This window comes from Kribbella sp. VKM Ac-2571, assembly GCF_004362255.1.
Taxonomy (GTDB): Bacteria; Actinomycetota; Actinomycetes; order Propionibacteriales; family Kribbellaceae; genus Kribbella; species Kribbella pratensis.
Map to the genome: position 1 here is coordinate 253,969 of NZ_SNWS01000009.1, position 15,200 is coordinate 269,168.

Here is a 15,200-nt window from a genome sequence, read left to right on the forward strand (position 1 = left end):
AGCTCCCCCTCTTGCGCGCCCCCGCGCCGCCCTCCCCCCTGCAGCGGCCCGAAGGCTTCCCCCCACTTTTGCGGAGTCACCCTCGGTGCGGGTTGATACATCCGGTTGTCCGGAAAGTTTTCAACGGCTGGGCGGCTGCGGGTGCTCACAAAGGAACGGTGCCCGGTGACCGCCCGAGTGGTAGCTGTACTGCTTGCCGCCGGCCTCGAGGACCGTCCGGTTCCCCGGCACCAGCGCCTGGGTGTAGCGCATCCCCGGCTCCGGGCAGCCGAGGCTGCCGTCCGGCCAGGTGACGTCCTCGGAGCTGACGACTGACACCTGCGCCGCGTCTACGCCCAGCCTCTTGGTGAGGTCGGCCTTGGCTTGATCGACCACACTTCCACCCGGCTCGGAACTATTGCTGCTGCTACTGCTGCTCGGCGTCATCGACGGTTGTCCTCCAGTCACGGATTCATTGCCACACGCAACCAAAAGTACGGCTGCCGCCAGCACGGTCGTCACACTGCGCATCATGATCACCTCCCACAGTAGACGTCTCCCCCAGCCCGTTCGTTGCAGACCTTCTGTTCAGATTCTGTTTGCCGTCCGGCAGCCGTCGGCGTGGAGGATCGCGGCAACGTCCCGTCCACGGAGTCAGCAGGAGTCAAGCCATGTCTGTCGATCGTCGTTCCGTTCTCCGAGGTGCCGCCGTCGGCGCCGCCGGGGTCGGCTTCACCACCGTCGGCGCCGTGCCGACGCTCGCCGAGGCCGCGCCGGCCTCGCACGGCGACCGTTCGCCGTTCCCGCAGCACAAGCCCTTCCCGCCGCTGCTCGACGACCCGAAGGGTCTCCTGGCGCTGCCCGCCGGCTTCAAGTACAGGGTCGTCACCAAGGCCGGTGAGACCAAGCTGAAGAGCGGACAGGCGACGCCGAACGCCCACGACGGAACCGCCGTGTTCAGCACCGGGAACCACTACCGGCTGATCCAGAACCACGAGATCGGCAGCGCCGGCGAACTCGGCGTACCGCAGATCGAAGGCACCGTGTACGACACCGGCGTCGGCGCGGCCGGCGGCTGCACCGTCATCGACGTCGACAAGGACGGCACCAACCTCGGCGAGTGGGTCGGCATCTCCGGCACCCTCACGAACTGCGCCGGCGGCCCGACGCCGTGGGGCACGTGGATGACCTGCGAGGAGACCGAGAACAAGGCCAACGGCACCACCCGGCTGAAGGACCACGGGTACGTCTTCGAGGTCTGGGGCGACGGTAAGACCGCGCACCCGGTGCCGCTGAAGGCGCTCGGCCGCTACGCCCACGAGGCGCTGGCGATCGACGAGGACCGGACCCACATCTACCTGTCCGAGGACGCCTCCGGCCCGAACGGCACCTTCTACCGCTGGTCGGCGCCGCGCGGCTACAAGCTCGGCCCGCGCAGCTGGCAGGACCTGCAGAACAAGGACTTCGGCACCCTCGAGGCGCTGGCCATCCTCGGTGACGACGGCAAGCCGATCCCCGACGTCGCGTACCTGACGTCGGCCCAGCTGCTCCGGCCGTTCCGGGTCGCGTGGGTCCCGGTGCCGGACCGCGACGGCACCACGACGTCGGTGCGCAAGCAGTTCACCGACGGCCAGATCACCCGCGGCAAGAAGTTCGAGGGCGTCTACGGCACCAAGCAGGGCGTGTACGTCGTGAACTCGTACGCCGAGTCCGGCACCGCCGACCTGCCCGCCGACGCGGTCCCGCACGACGGCATGGTCTGGTTCTACAACTACGACGCGAAGACCATCCAGCTGGTCACGTACTTCCCGGACAACGCCGCCGCGGACAAGGGCGCCGATGCGAAGTACGACGACTACAACTTCGACAGCCCGGACAACGTCACCGTGACGCCGTGGGGCTCGCTGGTGCTCGCGGAGGACGGCAACGCCAGCAGCCATGTGCTGAGCGCGACGCCGGGCGGACCGGCGTACGCCATCGCCCGGAACATGCTGAACGACTCCGAGTTCACCGGCCCGACGTTCTCCGCGGACGGCAAGGTGCTCTTCGTCAACATCCAGACCCCGGGCATCACGCTGGCCATCACCGGCCCGTGGCGCGACTACCTCGGCTGAGTGCTCCTAGCGCTGAGTGATTCGAGCAAGGTGAGTGAACGGTCGTCCGGACCGACGCGCACCTGGTTCATCAGGTAGGAGAAGGCGGTCTCGCGACCCGGCCAGGCGCCGTGTCGCGAGCCGCCCGCCCTGAACCCGGCGCGCGGATCGAGCGCCGCCGACTGCGCGGCCAGGTGCGCCGCCATCGCGTCGTGGTCGAACAGGTCGGCGTATCCGGCCTCGACCCACGGCAGCCGGGCCTGGTGGGACAGCACCTGCGCGATCGTCGTACGCTCCTTGCCCTCGGCACCGAACTCGGGCCAGTAGCGGCTGACCGGATCGCCGAGCCGCAGCTGGCCGCGCTGCGCCAATAGCAGGATGCACGCGCTGGTGAGGCCTTTGGTCCCCGAGAACATCAGATGCACCGTGTCGCGATCCCAGGTCCGCCCGGTCTCCGGGTCCGCCGTACCTCCCCACAAGTCGACCACCAACTCGCCCCGGTGGTAGGCCGCGAACGCCGCACCCAGCTCGCCGCGCTCGGTGAAGTTCCGCTCGAACGCCTCGGCGACGTCCTCGTATCCCGCTGCTGTCCACATGGAAGCTGATAGTACCGATCGTTCTTATCTAGGTCCAGCTCGGTATGGTGGGGCGTGGAGGTGGTGGCCCGATGCCGGTCAAGGCTGGGGAGCGGCTGGATCCCGAGGCGACGAAGGCCCGGATCCTGAAGGCGGCGGCGGACGTGTTCGGGCGGCGCGGGATCCACGCGGCCGGGATCAACGAGGTCGTCGAGGCGGCCGGCGCATCCAAACTCACCATCTACAAGAACTTCGGCTCCAAGGAAGGGCTGGTCGAGGCGGTTCTCACCGACCGCACGCAGCGGGTCCGGGCGTGGCACCAGCAGGCCGTCGAGCAGACCGGCGGGAACGCGAGACAGCGCATTCTCGCGGTCTTCGACCTGGTCGCGAGCTGGTACGCCGAAGCCGGGTTCCGCGGCTGCGCGATGATGAACGCAGCCACCGAGGACCGCGGTCACGACGGCGCGCCGCGACGGCTCGCGCAGGACCATCTCGCCTTCTACCGCTCGCTGTTCGAGCGACTGCTGAGCGAGGCCGGGGCCCGTGACCCGAAGACATCGGCGCAGCAGCTTGTCGTCGTACTGGAAGGTGCCACGCTGATCAGCGCGGTCGACCAGGATCCCGGGCTGGGCGCAGAGGCGCGGGTCATCGTGGAGACACTGCTCGACGCGGCATTCTGAGCAGTACGACGACACACGCGAGTCCTGCTCCGGCGGCCACCAGGAACGCCGCGCGGAACCCGGCCTGCTCGGCGACGAAGCCGCCGAGCGGACCCGCGACCATCACCCCGAGATCCCAGAACGACGTCATCACCCCCATCGACACCCCGGGCCGCAAACCCCGCACCCGGTTCAGCGTCATCGAGACACAGGCCGGGTAGACCAACGCCAGCCCGAGCCCGGCCAGCGCGATGGAGATTGTCGCGCCGGCCGGCCCCTTCGCGAGGGCGATCCCGATCAGCGCGACGATCTCCACGGCGACGGTCGAGGCCGCGACCACACGTCCGCCGTACCGATCGACCATCGGACTCCCGGCAAACCGCACCACCAGGAACGCCGCCGCAAACACCGCCAGCGCGATGCCGTCGACACCGATCCCGTCGGCCCGCAACCGCAGCACGAGCAGCGCCGCCACCGTGCCGTAGCAGTAGGCCGCCAGCCCAATAATTGCCCCTGGCAACGGAACCCCGTGGGGCACAAGATCCCGCACCCCACGAATCCGCGCCAACGGCTCACCCCGACCCGGACCACGCGTCGCCAGCACCAGCACGGCCGACGCAGCGCACAACACAACAACCGCCCACCAGACCCAATCTCCGACAAGCGTTCCGACCAACGGGCCGGCGGCAAGACCGCCCCACATCGACAAGCCGAACCAGCCCGCCACCCGACCACGCTGCGCCATCCGCGTGCCCGCCAGGACCCACGGCAGTGCGGCCGAGAAGAGCGCCGCCTCACCCGCACCCATCACCAGACGAGCGAGCAGCAGCGCGCCCAGGTTCGGCGCCACCAGTTGCCCAAGGCCCCCAACAGCCGCCAGCACTCCCCCGGCGACGACCACCGGACGCGACCAGCCCGCATCCGCCAGCCACCCCGCGAACGGCCGGCCGCACGCGGTCGCGAGGAACGCGATCCCGACCGCGGTCCCACTCGCCAGCGCGCCGCCGCCGAACCTCTCCGGCACGTACGACGGCAACGCCTGCAACGCCGCCCCGAACGCCAGGTACCCGCACAGCACCGCCACCCACAACCGCCGCACCGGAACCATCATGCGCAGATAATACCGCTCGTTACCATCTCTCTCGCCGAGCGCCACCCACCACGCCCACCACCCGCCTTAGCGGGGGGCCGGAGCTGCGAGGTCACGTTGTGCACCAGATCCGTACGTCGCACTCGCCGCAGTACTGATCCCATGCACAAAGTCGGCATTGGACCGACGCGAGCCGTCCGCCACCATTTGGTTGACCGGTGCTCAACGTCGCCGCTCCGTGGTTGGCCGGAGCCCAAGGTCGCGCCACTCCGCCCGCCCCCGCCGGCCCCGCCGCCGCTGGCGCTACCTGGGTTGGTCGAGGAGGACGATTTCGCAGTTGTAGTGCTGGGAGGCGGTCATCTCCCCGCGGAACCACAGGAGCGGCACACGAGTGGCATCACCGGGGGCGACGATCGGGCGGAGGTTGTCGGCGGTCGAGTTCTCGGTGACGGGTGTCCACGCCCACGTCGTCCCGGCGTCCGCCGTACGGGCATGGAAGATCTCGTGATGCTTCAGTACGGCGCTGTCGCGTGGGTCGATCGGCGTGGAGACGTAGAGCGAGTCGAGGTCGTACGGGTCGATCGCGACCAGGCCGGTGTAGTCGTTCTCGTGCGGCAGGAGACCGTGCCCGGCCTTGGCCAGTTGATGTACCTGCCAGGTCCCGCCCGGAGCGAGCCGCGCGTAGAAGAAGCGGTGGTCCGGCACAGGATGCTGCCGCGCGAAGGCGTCCTCCGGCTGCGCGGGAGTGTCGTGACGGGCCAGCAGGATCGCCGCGAGGGTGCCGTCGTCGGCGCGGCGGATGTCGACGGTCCAGCAGTGCGTCATCGGCTCGCCGTCCCAGACCGAGTCCGCTGCGAGGACCGTGGTCAGTTCGACCTGCGACGGTGCGTCGGCGTCCAGCGCGACCTCGTCGACCACGGTCCCGTCGGTCCGGTGCAGCGCGCCGGCCTCCAGGTACCCGTGGTAGATCGAGTTGTTGTAGTCGCGCGGATGGTGATCCGTCGTGATGAGATCCACCCGCGTCGGCGTCGACACGTAGCGGGTGTAGCCGTTGACGTAGCCGATCTTCGGGCGGGTGAAGAGTTTCCCGGCGTACGTCCAGGTATCGCCGTCGTCGTCGGACACCAGTGCGCACGGGTCGTCGTTGACCGCTCTCGCGAAGCAATACAGCCGGCCGTCGAGTTCGTGCAGGTTCGAGTACGTGACGCCGCGGCCGCCGGTGAACTCGCTCCAGTCGAACGTCTGCTCCGGACCCCACTTCCCCGGATCGCCAGGCTCGCTCACCCGCCACCGCGTCAGGTCGTCGGTCTTGTGCTTCGTGTAGACGGCCAGCCAGCGCCCGTCCCTGCGTCGCCACAACGCCGGCACGTCATGATCGTCGGCCTCGAACCGCTCATGGAGTACGACGACCTGCGCCGAACCGGTGTCCAACTCCACGACGGTCAGCTCGACATTGCCCGCCCGCGCGCCTCCCCCGGGCCCCTCCGGAGCCGCGATCGACCCGACGACGAGCACTCCGCCGTCCGGATCCACCACCGCCCGCTCGTCCTGGAACCAGCACCATGCACCGTTGTCGTTGATCACCCGAGCCGCATCCATGGCCACCCAGTGTGGCAGGGAACCGACGCCATGGGTAAGCGTTTGCCAGCATGTGGTCAGGTGAGACGACGGCTCCCCGCACCGCGAGCGGTGCGAGGATCGGGGGTATGCCGATCGACCAGCACCTTCTGCTCGCGTTTCTGCTGACCACGACGATCGCGATGATCACGCCCGGACCGGACATGCTGTTCATCCTGGGCTGCGGGATGCGCAGCGGTCCGCGGGCCGGTCTGCTGGCGACGGCCGGGGTGGCGACGAGTGAGGCTGTGCACGTCGCGGTGGCTGCGGCCGGGTTGGCCGCGTTGTTCGCGGCGGTTCCGGTCGCGTTCACCGCGGTGCGGATCGTCGGTGCGGCGTACCTGGTCTATCTCGGCGTACAGATGATCCGGCACCGCAACGACGCCGTCGACGACGGTCCGGCCGGCGACGCCGCGATGTCCGGACGGAAGGCGTACCTGACCGGCCTGACCACGAATCTGCTGAACCCGAAGATGGTCACGTTCACGATCGCGTTCCTGCCGCAGTTCGTGGTGCCGTCCCACGGGCAGGTCTGGCTGCAGTTCGCGGTGCTCGGCGCGATCCTGATCGTGCTGGAGTTCCTGGTCGACGGGACGGTCGGCCTGCTGGCCGGGCGGATCGGGAACTGGCTGCGCACCCGCCGTACCGCCCGGCGCCGGATCGACACCGCCACCGGCGGCATCTTCATCGGACTCGGCGTCCGCCTGGCCCTCCTGCGCTAAACGAGGTTGAAACCGCCGGTCCAGGAGGCCTTCTCGCCGACCGCGAGGGTGAGCTGGAGGAAGCCGACGGCTTCGAGGTCACGGGCGCGCTTCAGGGCGCCGGCGTCGACGGCCTTCAGGCCGCCGGCGGAGACGATCCCGGCCAGCTGCGCCTTGGCGTCCGCGTCGTCACCCGCGATCAGAACGGTCGTCGGCGCCTCGCCGACCTTCCCGGTCGCGACGGTCGCGGCGAAGTTGGTGTTGAAGGCCTTCAGCACCTTCGAGTCCGGGAGCCGCGTGGCGAGCTCGGCGGCCGCCGAACCGTCCGCGGGAACCACCAGCGAGTCGAAGGTCTCGAAGTTCAGCGGGTTGCTGATGTCGACGACGATCTTGCCGGCCAACTGGTCGGCGCGGTCGGCGAGCACCTGGTCGTACGCCGGGTAGGGCGTCGCGAGGATCACGACGTCACCGGTGACGTGTTTGTCCTTGTCGGTGGAGTTGAACAGCTCGACGGTGTTGCCGCCCTTGGCGACGACGGCCGCGATCGCCTGTCCCATGTTCCCGCTGCCGATGATGCTGACGTGCGTCATACTCGCTCCTTTTGGTTGTACCTTCAACCATCACGATAGCGTGAAATGGTTGTAGCTACAACCATGTATGGCAGAATGTTTCCGTGAGCACACGGTGGCTGGACGACGCGGAGATGACGGCCTGGCTGCGGCTGGCCGCCGTACTCGAACTCCTGCCCGGTGTCCTCGACTCGCAGCTGCGACGGGACGCCGAGCTGACGCATTACGACTACTTCGTGCTGGCGATGCTGTCCGAGGCGCCGAAGCGGACCCTGCGGATGACCGCGCTGGCGCAGCGGACGAACGCGACGCTCCCCCGGCTGTCACATGTCGTGAAGCGCCTCGAGGAGCGCGGCATCGTCGAGCGGTTTCCCTGCCCGGAGGACGCCCGCGCCACCAACGCGCGACTGACCGCGGCCGGCTGGAAGAAGATCCGCGCTACCGCGCCCGGCCATGTCGAAACGGTCCGCCGGCACGTGATCGACGTACTGACGCCCGAGCAGATCACCCAGCTCGCCGAGATCACCGGCGCGATCCTCGAATCGGTCGACCCCGACGGCAACCTCAGCGCGGTGTATCGCCGCTGAGATCCAGCAGGACCTTCGACGCGACCGTGCGGTCGGTCGCGAGGTCGAACGCGGCGCGCGCCTCGGCGAGCGGGAACGTGTGCGTGACGATCGGATCGACGGACAGCCCGCCGGCCAGCCACGCGATCGCGGTGTCGAACTCGTGGTCGAACCGGAACGCTCCGGTCAGCGTGAGCTCGCGGGTCATCAGCAGGCTCCCGGGGAACGGCGTGTCGCCTCCTGGCAACGATCCGACCTGTACGACGGTGCCGCCCCGACGTACTCGCTCCAGGCAGGTCCGCAATCCACCCGCCGTACCCGACGCCTCGATCGCGACGTCGATCTCGTCCGGCCAGTCCGCCGTACCGACCTGGATGGTCTGCGTCGCCCCGACCTGACGCGCCAGTGCGAGCGGCGGCTCCTGGAGATCGGTCGCAATCACCTCTCTCGCACCCGACTGCCGCAGTGCCGCCACGACGAGCAGCCCGATCGGTCCTGCGCCGGTGACGAGTACGCGCTTCCCGTCCACGGCACCTTCGCCGGCCTGCCGTACGGCGTGGATCGCGACGGACAACGGCTCCGCGAGTACGGCGGTCCGCAACGCCAGCCCGTCCGGTAGCACCCGCACCTGCTCGACCGGGACGATCAGCTCCTGCACGAACCCGCCCTGGATGTGCGGGTCCCGCGCCGCGCTGCCGAGATAGTTGCTGTAGGCACAGATGTTCCGGCGGTCCTGGAGGCATTCCGGGCACGCACCGCACGGTGTCGCCGGGTGGATCCCGACCGGCGTACCGGCGGGCAGGTCGCCGCCGCTGATCCGCCCGACCACTTCGTGCCCGAGCACCAGGGGCTGCCGGATCCGGAAGTCCCCCACCCCGCCGTCGTGGTAGTAGTGCAGGTCCGACCCGCAGATCCCGCCGTACGCGATCCGCGCCGCGACCTGCCCCACGCCCGGCTCGACCTCCGGACGCTCCTCGACCCGCAGATCCCCCGCGCCATGCGCCACACACGCGTACACCCACCCACCACCCTCAAATCGCCGCCGAACCGACCCTACCCAGAACACCCCGCCCGCGCCCGGCCGTCTCACCGCGCCCAAAGAAGCTTCTCCCCGATTCGAATGTATCGCCGTGGGGCGCGGGTGACTCCGTCCGTGTAGGGGGAGGAACTGTCATGAGCAACGCACTCGGGCCACAGCGGAAGCGGACCAGCGCCGTACGGCGGAACACGCGGCGTGCGATCGTCGCCATCAACATCACCGAGGCCGTCGTCGCCCTGCCGTGTCTGGTCGCGGCGTACGGTCTGGCCGAGCGGCTCGTCGCGGCCCAGGAGACCGCCGGACCGCATCATGTCGCGAGCCAGTCGGTCGCGCACCTGGCGATCACGCTGAACATGAGTCTGCTGATCGTCGGCGCTGCCGCCGGGGCGGTCGGGAGCGTGATCCAGCAGAGTATGGCGTTCGCTCGCAACGCCGCGCCGGATCATCCGGCCGCGTGGTACGTCATGCGGCCGCTCTGGTCCGCCCTGCTCGGCTCCGTGTCGGTCATCGCCGTCAACACCGGTCTGCTCAGCATCGGCGACGACAGCACGTCCAGCGCCGCGATCGCCGTACTCGTGCTGACCGGCTGCCTGGCCGGCCTGTTCACCGACCAGGTCCTGCGCCGCCTCCGCAGCATGCTCGACCGCGGCGCCCGGACAAGAACCAGCTAGCGCACCTACTCAGGGGGAGAAACGAATGGCCACGACGTACAAGATCCATCCGGCGATCGGCATCGCCCGGGTCGGGAACAGTCCGGACGAGTTCTTCGTCGGGCCGGAGCACCTCGGTGAACGACCGGAACCACCGGGCGGATTCAAGGACGCCCAGTGCCGCGTCAAACGGCAGGCGGCACGCTTCCGGATCTTCGCCCACCACGACGACGGCAGCGTCGACGAGATCGACGACGCCGCCGCCGAGATCTCGTGGACCGTTCACCTGGTGAACGCCAAGGCCGCGCACCCGAACCGCGGCAACAGCGAGCCGATCGGTCAGCTCACGATCGACCCGGGCCCACGAACCCTGACCGGGCCTGACCAGCGGGAGCTCTTCGACACCGGCACGATCGACTTCTCCGGGCAGCCGTCGGTGACCGTACCGCTCGGCGAGATCCGCAGCGACGACGACAACCACCTGCTCGTCCTCGGCGGGCACGGCGCCGCCGCGTCCCCGGCCGGCAACGTGATCGGCAGCTTCTGGGGAAACGCCGGCTGGTACGACGACGTGTCGGACGGACCGGTGACCGCGACGATCACCTTGCGCTCGGACAACTCGACGCCACCGGTCGAGGGCGCCTGGGCGATCGTCGCGCCGCCGAAGTTCGCGCCGCACCAGGACAGTGTGACCACGCTCTACGACCGCGTCCTGCAGCACATGATCGACCTCGGACTCGTTCCGGCGCCGACCACGACGTCGTACACGAACGACGTCTGTCCGATCCTGCAGCGCGCCCGCGACATGCGGTGGGTGGAAGGGATCTTCGGCGCGCACAGCTGGCCGGATCCGGTGACGTCGCAGCCGCTCGTCGACGCGATCTTCGCGCGGCTGCGACCGCCCGGCGACATGCCCCGGCTCAACGGCGGCGACTCCGCGCTGACGCCGACCCAGTACGCGCACATGCAGCGCTGGCAGGCCGGCAATTACACCGCGGACTGGACCGGCGTACCGGCGCCGCAGACCGACCTCACCCCGGACGGCATGGATCGCGCGGCCCTCGAGGCCTGCGTCGGCGGCGCATTCTTCCCCGGTATCGAGGCCGGCGGGCTGTCCGCGGGAGACCGGCCGATCATCGAGACGTCGTACGCCGCGGCGTTCCGGATCTCGTCCACCGCCGGCACGATCAGCCAGGCGATGGCGTTGCCGTGGCACGCCGACTTCAAGGCGTGCGGTGACAACTGGTGGCCGGTGCCGCGGCCGAACGACGTGATCGCGCAGGACACCGGCAGCCAGGCTCGCTGGGATCGTGACGTCACGAGCATGGACGACATGGTGACGCTCTGGCACACCCTCGGGTTCGTCGTCGAGCAAGGGGCCGAGCACGTCGAGGTCGAGCACTGCGACGAGTCGTCCATCACGCTGCTCACGCCGGAGTTGCGTTTCATCGACGTACCGCAGGGGCCGATGGGCATGGTGCGCGAGGCCGCGCTGGCGATCAGCTTCGAAGTGCTGTCGCCCGGCTCCGCCGTCACGCTCGACTACGCGCCTGGAGGTGCGCCGGCGCATCCCCAGTTGGTCGCCGCCACTACCTCGGTCACCGTCGGACCGACCGCGCCCAACGGTGTGGCGACCGCTCGGCTGTGGGTCGTGTACCGGACCGGCGCGGCGCCGTCCTCCATCCCGCCGCAGGTACTCACCGTCCGCGAAGCCGCGTCCGGTCAGACCTGGGACGTGACTGTCACCGGAAACACCGTTGCGCGCAAGACGGCAGCCACCGCACTGGTGCTCGACCGCTCGGGCAGCATGAGTGAGGACCGCGGCGACGGCCAGAGCAAGCACGTGGCACTGCAACAGGCCGCGAACATCTTCGTCGACCTCATGCTCGAAGGCGACGGCGTCGGCATCGTCCGCTACAACGAGGACGCGCAGCCGTTGCAGTCCGTTCTCGAGCTCGGCACGGGCGGGCTGTCCGATCTGAACCGCAACGCGACCCATGACACGATCAACGGTGCCGGCCTGGATCCGCAGGGTGCGACCTCCATCGGCGACGGCATCTTCGAGGGACGCGCGCTGCTCGACGCGGCACCGCCGTACGACGTGAAATCGCTGGTCGTCCTCACCGACGGCATCGAGAACAGTCCGCGTCTGATCTCCGACGTCGCGGCGCAGATCAACGAGCGCACGTACGCCGTCGGGCTCGGGCAGCCGCAGAACATCAGCGTGCCCGCGTTGCAGACGATCTCCGGCAACAACGGCGGGTACCTGCTGGTGACCGGCGCGATCAGCACCGACAACAGGTTCCTGTTGCAGAAGTACTTCCTACAGGTGCTGGCGGGGATCAGCAACGCCGAGGTGGTGCTCGACCCCGACGGCGAGCTGAGTGTCGGCGCGGTGCACCGCATCCCGTTCCAGCTCTCCGACGGCGACTCCGGTGTGGACGTCGTACTGCTGACACCACGTCCGGAGGCCGTCGACTTCCGGCTCCAGACGCCGAACGGTCTGCTGATCGAACCGTGGCGGGCGCAGGCGGAGCCGGCGATGCGGTACGTGACCGGCGACGGCGTCGCGTACTACCGGATCACGCTGCCCGTGCAGCTCCGGCCGGGCCGCTTCGACCAGGCCGGGACCTGGCACGCGCTGCTGACAATCGGGCGACCGCATACCGGGAGGACCCCTGATGACTCCGATGGCGTCGACCTGTCGATCCTCCGCGGCCGTGCCAACCAGCCGCTGCGATCGGCCGCATCAGCACGGCCCGCGCGGCGGCCGTTCGAGTTCGAGCGGGCGTTCGCGGTCGCGAACGAGCCTGCCGAGGGCGAGCAGCCGGGGCAGCGCGGCCTTCCGTACAGCCTGGTCGTGCATTCCTACTCGAACGTGTCGCTGCGGGCCGCGGCCGACCAGCGATCCTTCGAGCCCGGCGCCGAGGTGACGATCAACGCGACGCTCACGCAGTCCGGCGTACCGGTCGACGGCGATCCTTCTGTGTGGGCCGACGTCACGCGCCCGGACGGGTCTGTCGTGACACTTGTCCTGGACGGGGTCGATGACTTCACGGCGAGCTTCGGTACGACGCTGCCTGGTGTCTACCGGATCCGTGTCCGCGCTCGCGGCCGTACTCGCGTGGGACGGCCGTTCACCCGGGAACGGACGCTCACCGCGGCCGTGTGGCGTGGCGGCGACAACCCACCCGCTCCTTCTGGCGGTGATTCGTTCTGCGAGTGGTTGTCCTGTCTGTTCAAGGACGGGGTCATCGACGAGAAGCTGATCGAGCGGCTGCGGCGGCTCGGGTTCGACCTCGACGCACTCCGCAAGTGCCTGCGCGGCTGCGGCTGCTGACCATGGTCACGGCGTACGACGTTGTTGTCGCCGGCGGAGGTCCCGCCGGCGCAGCGGCCGCCTTGCGGCTGGCTGGCTCTGGGTGCTCCGTCGCGTTGCTGGAACGCAGTCGCTTCGACCGGCCGCGCGTCGGCGAAACGCTTGCCCCGAGCATCCAGCCGTTGTTGCGGGACCTCGGGGTCTGGGAACAGTTCGTTGCCTTGGGCCCCTTGCCGTCGTGGGGCACGCGGAGCATCTGGAGCAGCACGGAAACTGCTGCGCATTCGCATCTCGAAACTGGTTACGGCAGCGGCTGGCATGTTGATCGCCGGTTGTTCGACCGGATGCTGTGCGACGCGGCCGCCGCGGCCGGCACATCGGTGTCCCTCGGCACGTCCCTCATCGGCTCCCGGTACGACGGCAGGTGGCAACTCACCTGCTCCAACGGCCGTAGGCTGACTGCGCGAGTCCTGATCGACGCGACCGGCCGCTCGGCCACCATCGGCCGATCGCTCGGCGCGCGTCGCCTCGCCTTCGACCGCCTGGTCGGGATCACGGCCCAATGGAGCGGCGTGGATGTCTCTGCCGAGCAGTACCTGCTGATCGAGTCGGTCCCCGACGGCTGGTGGTACACGGCACCGCTCCCCGGAGACGTGATGGTCGGCATGCTCATGACCGACGCCGACATCTCCCGCCACCACAACCTCACCGCTTCAGCGCCCTGGCGCAACCACCTCGAATCCACCACAGCAACCGCACTCCGCGTCGACACCGCAACATGCTTGCCGACGACTCCCCGGGTGTATTCGGCTGCCAGTCATCGGCTGGTCCGGCCCGGCGACACTCGCCCCTGGCTCGCAGTCGGCGACGCTGCTCTCGCAGTCGACCCCATCTCAGGCAGCGGCGTACCCCGAGCCCTCCGCACCGCCGAGGCCGCCGCCGCAACAGCCGCCCACCTGATCCTCCACCCCGTCGACACCGCCCCCATCACGACCTACGAGTCCACCCGAAATACCGAGTGCACCACCTACCTCTCCACCCGAGCCGACTACTACGCCATAGCCCTCCCCCACCCAACCTCCTTCTGGACCCGCCGAAAACTCCCGGTCGCGTCCTGACCGTCAAACGTGCAGCGTGGGGTGGTAGATGAGTTCCTGGGTGTTGCCGTCGAGGGTGCGAGTCTCGAGCAGTTCGAGGTCGAAGTCGGCGGCGCCCTCGAAGACCGGATCCACCCCGGTCTGTCCGGTGATCACCGGGAACACCGTCACCTGCACGCGATCGACCAGGCCGGCGGCCAGCAGCGCCCGGTTCAACGACAAACTGCCGTGCGACCGCAACGGCACGTCGGACTCCTCCTTCAAGCGGGCAACGATCTCGACCACGTCACCGCTCACCACCGTCGCGTCCGGCCAATCGAGCGGCTCTCGCAACGTGCTCGACACCACCGTCGCCGGCAACTCCCGCATCCGCGTGACCCACGCATCCCGAACCTCGTCTCCCTCGGCGCTCGCCGCCAGCATCTCCGCATGCGCCCGATACGTGGTGGCCCCGAACACCATCCGCGCATCTCCGCTGTACAGAGCCAGCCGCCGCTCGAGAAACTCCGGCCCCTGCTTTCCCCAGTACCCACCCCAGTCCCCGGTGTGAGCCCCGAACCCGTCAAGACTGGAAAAGATGTCGAACGTATAGGTAGCAGTCATCACGCTCTCCTCAGGTAGGACGGCCGCTCTCGTCGGCAGCCGCTCACCCTTGCTACGAACTCCGCAGACCCGATTCGACACCGATGCGTAGGTAGAGATCCCGGAGCAGGCAGATCTCCGCACCGTGATGAACCAACTCAACATTCTCGTACAGAATCTTCTTCGCCATTGGTGCGTCGGCGAACGCGGGCGGCTCGCCCTGCGGCTCCGCGAGTCCCGCCGTACCCATCCCGCGTACGCCGTCGATCCACGTCCCGTACTCCGCATCAAGCTGCCGCAACGCCTCCTCTGCAGTCCCCGCGTAGCAGAACGTCTCCTCGCTGACCGGCGTACGCCCGAACTGCTTCGCGTTCGTCGACGCGAGCCCGCCGATCAGATGCGCCATCCGCCAGGCGATCGTCGTCACCGGCTCCCGCTCGTACGGCGGCTCGGCGTAGTCCATCGTGAACTCGCCCGCACCGAAGGAGATCGGCGCCGAACTGCGCCCACGCCGACTCACCGTCCAGCAGACGGCCACTGGCTCCCAGAAGTACTCGTCGTCAGTCAGCCCATCCAGCCGGGGCCTGAGCCGCTCCCGCCAGTGTGCCTCGATCTGATCGACTACCTCGGCACCCCAGTCCACATCCATCCCCAGACCGTAGCG

At 69.0% G+C, this 15,200-nt stretch carries 15 protein-coding genes; 7 read left to right on the plus strand and 8 right to left on the minus strand.

Going from position 1 to position 15,200, the window contains the following annotated elements:
* Nucleotides 1-120 precede the first annotated feature (120 nt).
* Nucleotides 121-375, minus strand: coding sequence for a hypothetical protein (locus EV651_RS42455; protein ID WP_134132074.1), 255 nt, complete (start codon nucleotides 373-375; stop codon nucleotides 121-123).
* 275 nt (nucleotides 376-650) lie between these two features.
* Between EV651_RS42455 and EV651_RS21575 the strand changes: the two genes are divergently transcribed.
* Nucleotides 651-2,093 (plus strand): alkaline phosphatase PhoX, encoded by a 1,443-nt coding sequence (locus EV651_RS21575; RefSeq protein ID WP_133787011.1) that lies wholly within the window; start codon nucleotides 651-653, stop codon nucleotides 2,091-2,093.
* On the opposite strand, the gene EV651_RS21580 is transcribed toward EV651_RS21575, so the two are convergent.
* A complete protein-coding gene (locus EV651_RS21580) occupies nucleotides 2,081-2,668 on the minus strand; it encodes a serine hydrolase domain-containing protein (RefSeq protein ID WP_133787012.1) in 588 nt (195 codons plus the stop codon). The two genes, EV651_RS21575 and EV651_RS21580, sit on opposite strands and share 13 nt — an antisense overlap.
* 71 nt (nucleotides 2,669-2,739) lie before the next feature.
* Here EV651_RS21580 and EV651_RS21585 point away from each other — a divergent pair, with 71 nt between their 5' ends.
* A complete protein-coding gene (locus tag EV651_RS21585) occupies nucleotides 2,740-3,327 on the plus strand; it encodes a TetR/AcrR family transcriptional regulator (RefSeq protein ID WP_166658694.1) in 588 nt (195 codons plus the stop codon).
* On the opposite strand, the gene EV651_RS21590 is transcribed toward EV651_RS21585, so the two are convergent.
* Both EV651_RS21590 and EV651_RS21595 read right to left on the minus strand, forming a co-directional pair.
* On the minus strand, nucleotides 3,293-4,417 hold the full coding sequence (locus EV651_RS21590) for an MFS transporter (RefSeq protein WP_133787014.1): 1,125 nt from the start codon (nucleotides 4,415-4,417) through the stop codon (nucleotides 3,293-3,295). The genes EV651_RS21585 and EV651_RS21590 overlap by 35 nt on opposite strands.
* Before the next feature lie 282 nt (nucleotides 4,418-4,699).
* Nucleotides 4,700-5,995, minus strand: a complete 1,296-nt coding sequence (locus EV651_RS21595; protein ID WP_133787015.1) for a BNR-4 repeat-containing protein — start codon at nucleotides 5,993-5,995, stop codon at nucleotides 4,700-4,702.
* Between the two features lie 107 nt (nucleotides 5,996-6,102).
* On the opposite strand from EV651_RS21595, the gene EV651_RS21600 reads away from it, so the two are divergent.
* Nucleotides 6,103-6,735, plus strand: coding sequence for a LysE family translocator (locus EV651_RS21600; protein WP_130385169.1), 633 nt, complete (start codon nucleotides 6,103-6,105; stop codon nucleotides 6,733-6,735).
* Here the strand turns inward: EV651_RS21600 and EV651_RS21605 are convergent.
* Nucleotides 6,732-7,304 (minus strand): NADPH-dependent F420 reductase, encoded by a 573-nt coding sequence (locus EV651_RS21605; RefSeq protein ID WP_133787016.1) that lies wholly within the window; start codon nucleotides 7,302-7,304, stop codon nucleotides 6,732-6,734. The genes EV651_RS21600 and EV651_RS21605 overlap by 4 nt on opposite strands.
* Before the next feature lie 83 nt (nucleotides 7,305-7,387).
* Here EV651_RS21605 and EV651_RS21610 point away from each other — a divergent pair, with 83 nt between their 5' ends.
* Nucleotides 7,388-7,870, plus strand: a complete 483-nt coding sequence (locus EV651_RS21610; RefSeq protein ID WP_202870445.1) for a MarR family winged helix-turn-helix transcriptional regulator — start codon at nucleotides 7,388-7,390, stop codon at nucleotides 7,868-7,870.
* On the opposite strand, the gene EV651_RS21615 is transcribed toward EV651_RS21610, so the two are convergent.
* Nucleotides 7,848-8,867 (minus strand): L-idonate 5-dehydrogenase, encoded by a 1,020-nt coding sequence (locus tag EV651_RS21615; protein ID WP_133787017.1) that lies wholly within the window; start codon nucleotides 8,865-8,867, stop codon nucleotides 7,848-7,850. The two genes, EV651_RS21610 and EV651_RS21615, sit on opposite strands and share 23 nt — an antisense overlap.
* Nucleotides 8,868-9,022: 155 nt before the next feature.
* On the opposite strand from EV651_RS21615, the gene EV651_RS21620 reads away from it, so the two are divergent.
* The 3 genes from EV651_RS21620 to EV651_RS21630 are packed head-to-tail and all read left to right on the plus strand — an operon-like array spanning nucleotide 9,023 to nucleotide 13,975.
* Entirely contained in the window at nucleotides 9,023-9,559 is a 537-nt protein-coding gene (locus EV651_RS21620) for a hypothetical protein (RefSeq protein WP_133787018.1), read from the plus strand.
* A 25-nt stretch (nucleotides 9,560-9,584) separates the two neighbouring features.
* Nucleotides 9,585-12,878 (plus strand): LodA/GoxA family CTQ-dependent oxidase, encoded by a 3,294-nt coding sequence (locus EV651_RS21625; protein WP_133787019.1) that lies wholly within the window; start codon nucleotides 9,585-9,587, stop codon nucleotides 12,876-12,878.
* Nucleotides 12,854-13,975 (plus strand): NAD(P)/FAD-dependent oxidoreductase, encoded by a 1,122-nt coding sequence (locus EV651_RS21630; protein WP_133787020.1) that lies wholly within the window; start codon nucleotides 12,854-12,856, stop codon nucleotides 13,973-13,975. Before EV651_RS21625 ends, EV651_RS21630 begins: the two co-directional genes overlap by 25 nt.
* Before the next feature lie 3 nt (nucleotides 13,976-13,978).
* Here EV651_RS21630 and EV651_RS21635 read toward each other — a convergent pair whose 3' ends face one another.
* A complete protein-coding gene (locus EV651_RS21635; protein ID WP_133787021.1) occupies nucleotides 13,979-14,557 on the minus strand; it encodes a dihydrofolate reductase family protein in 579 nt (192 codons plus the stop codon).
* Between the two features lie 52 nt (nucleotides 14,558-14,609).
* Nucleotides 14,610-15,185: a DinB family protein gene (locus tag EV651_RS21640; protein ID WP_202870446.1), complete on the minus strand. Its 576-nt coding sequence runs from the start codon at nucleotides 15,183-15,185 to the stop codon at nucleotides 14,610-14,612.
* Nucleotides 15,186-15,200 lie beyond the last annotated feature (15 nt).

Excerpts from the sequence above, each read along its gene's own strand:
- EV651_RS21575 (WP_133787011.1), top strand. The coding sequence starts at position 651 with ATGTCTGTCGATCGTCGTTCCGTTCTCCGAGGTGCCGCCGTCGGCGCC.
- EV651_RS21580 (WP_133787012.1), bottom strand. The coding sequence starts at position 2,668 with ATGTGGACAGCAGCGGGATACGAGGACGTCGCCGAGGCGTTCGAGCGG.
- EV651_RS21585 (WP_166658694.1), top strand. The coding sequence starts at position 2,740 with ATGCCGGTCAAGGCTGGGGAGCGGCTGGATCCCGAGGCGACGAAGGCC.
- EV651_RS21590 (WP_133787014.1), bottom strand. The coding sequence starts at position 4,417 with ATGATGGTTCCGGTGCGGCGGTTGTGGGTGGCGGTGCTGTGCGGGTAC.
- EV651_RS21595 (WP_133787015.1), bottom strand. The coding sequence starts at position 5,995 with ATGGATGCGGCTCGGGTGATCAACGACAACGGTGCATGGTGCTGGTTC.
- EV651_RS21600 (WP_130385169.1), top strand. The coding sequence starts at position 6,103 with ATGCCGATCGACCAGCACCTTCTGCTCGCGTTTCTGCTGACCACGACG.
- EV651_RS21605 (WP_133787016.1), bottom strand. The coding sequence starts at position 7,304 with ATGACGCACGTCAGCATCATCGGCAGCGGGAACATGGGACAGGCGATC.
- EV651_RS21620 (WP_133787018.1), top strand. The coding sequence starts at position 9,023 with ATGAGCAACGCACTCGGGCCACAGCGGAAGCGGACCAGCGCCGTACGG.
- EV651_RS21625 (WP_133787019.1), top strand. The coding sequence starts at position 9,585 with ATGGCCACGACGTACAAGATCCATCCGGCGATCGGCATCGCCCGGGTC.
- EV651_RS21635 (WP_133787021.1), bottom strand. The coding sequence starts at position 14,557 with ATGACTGCTACCTATACGTTCGACATCTTTTCCAGTCTTGACGGGTTC.
- EV651_RS21640 (WP_202870446.1), bottom strand. The coding sequence starts at position 15,185 with ATGGATGTGGACTGGGGTGCCGAGGTAGTCGATCAGATCGAGGCACAC.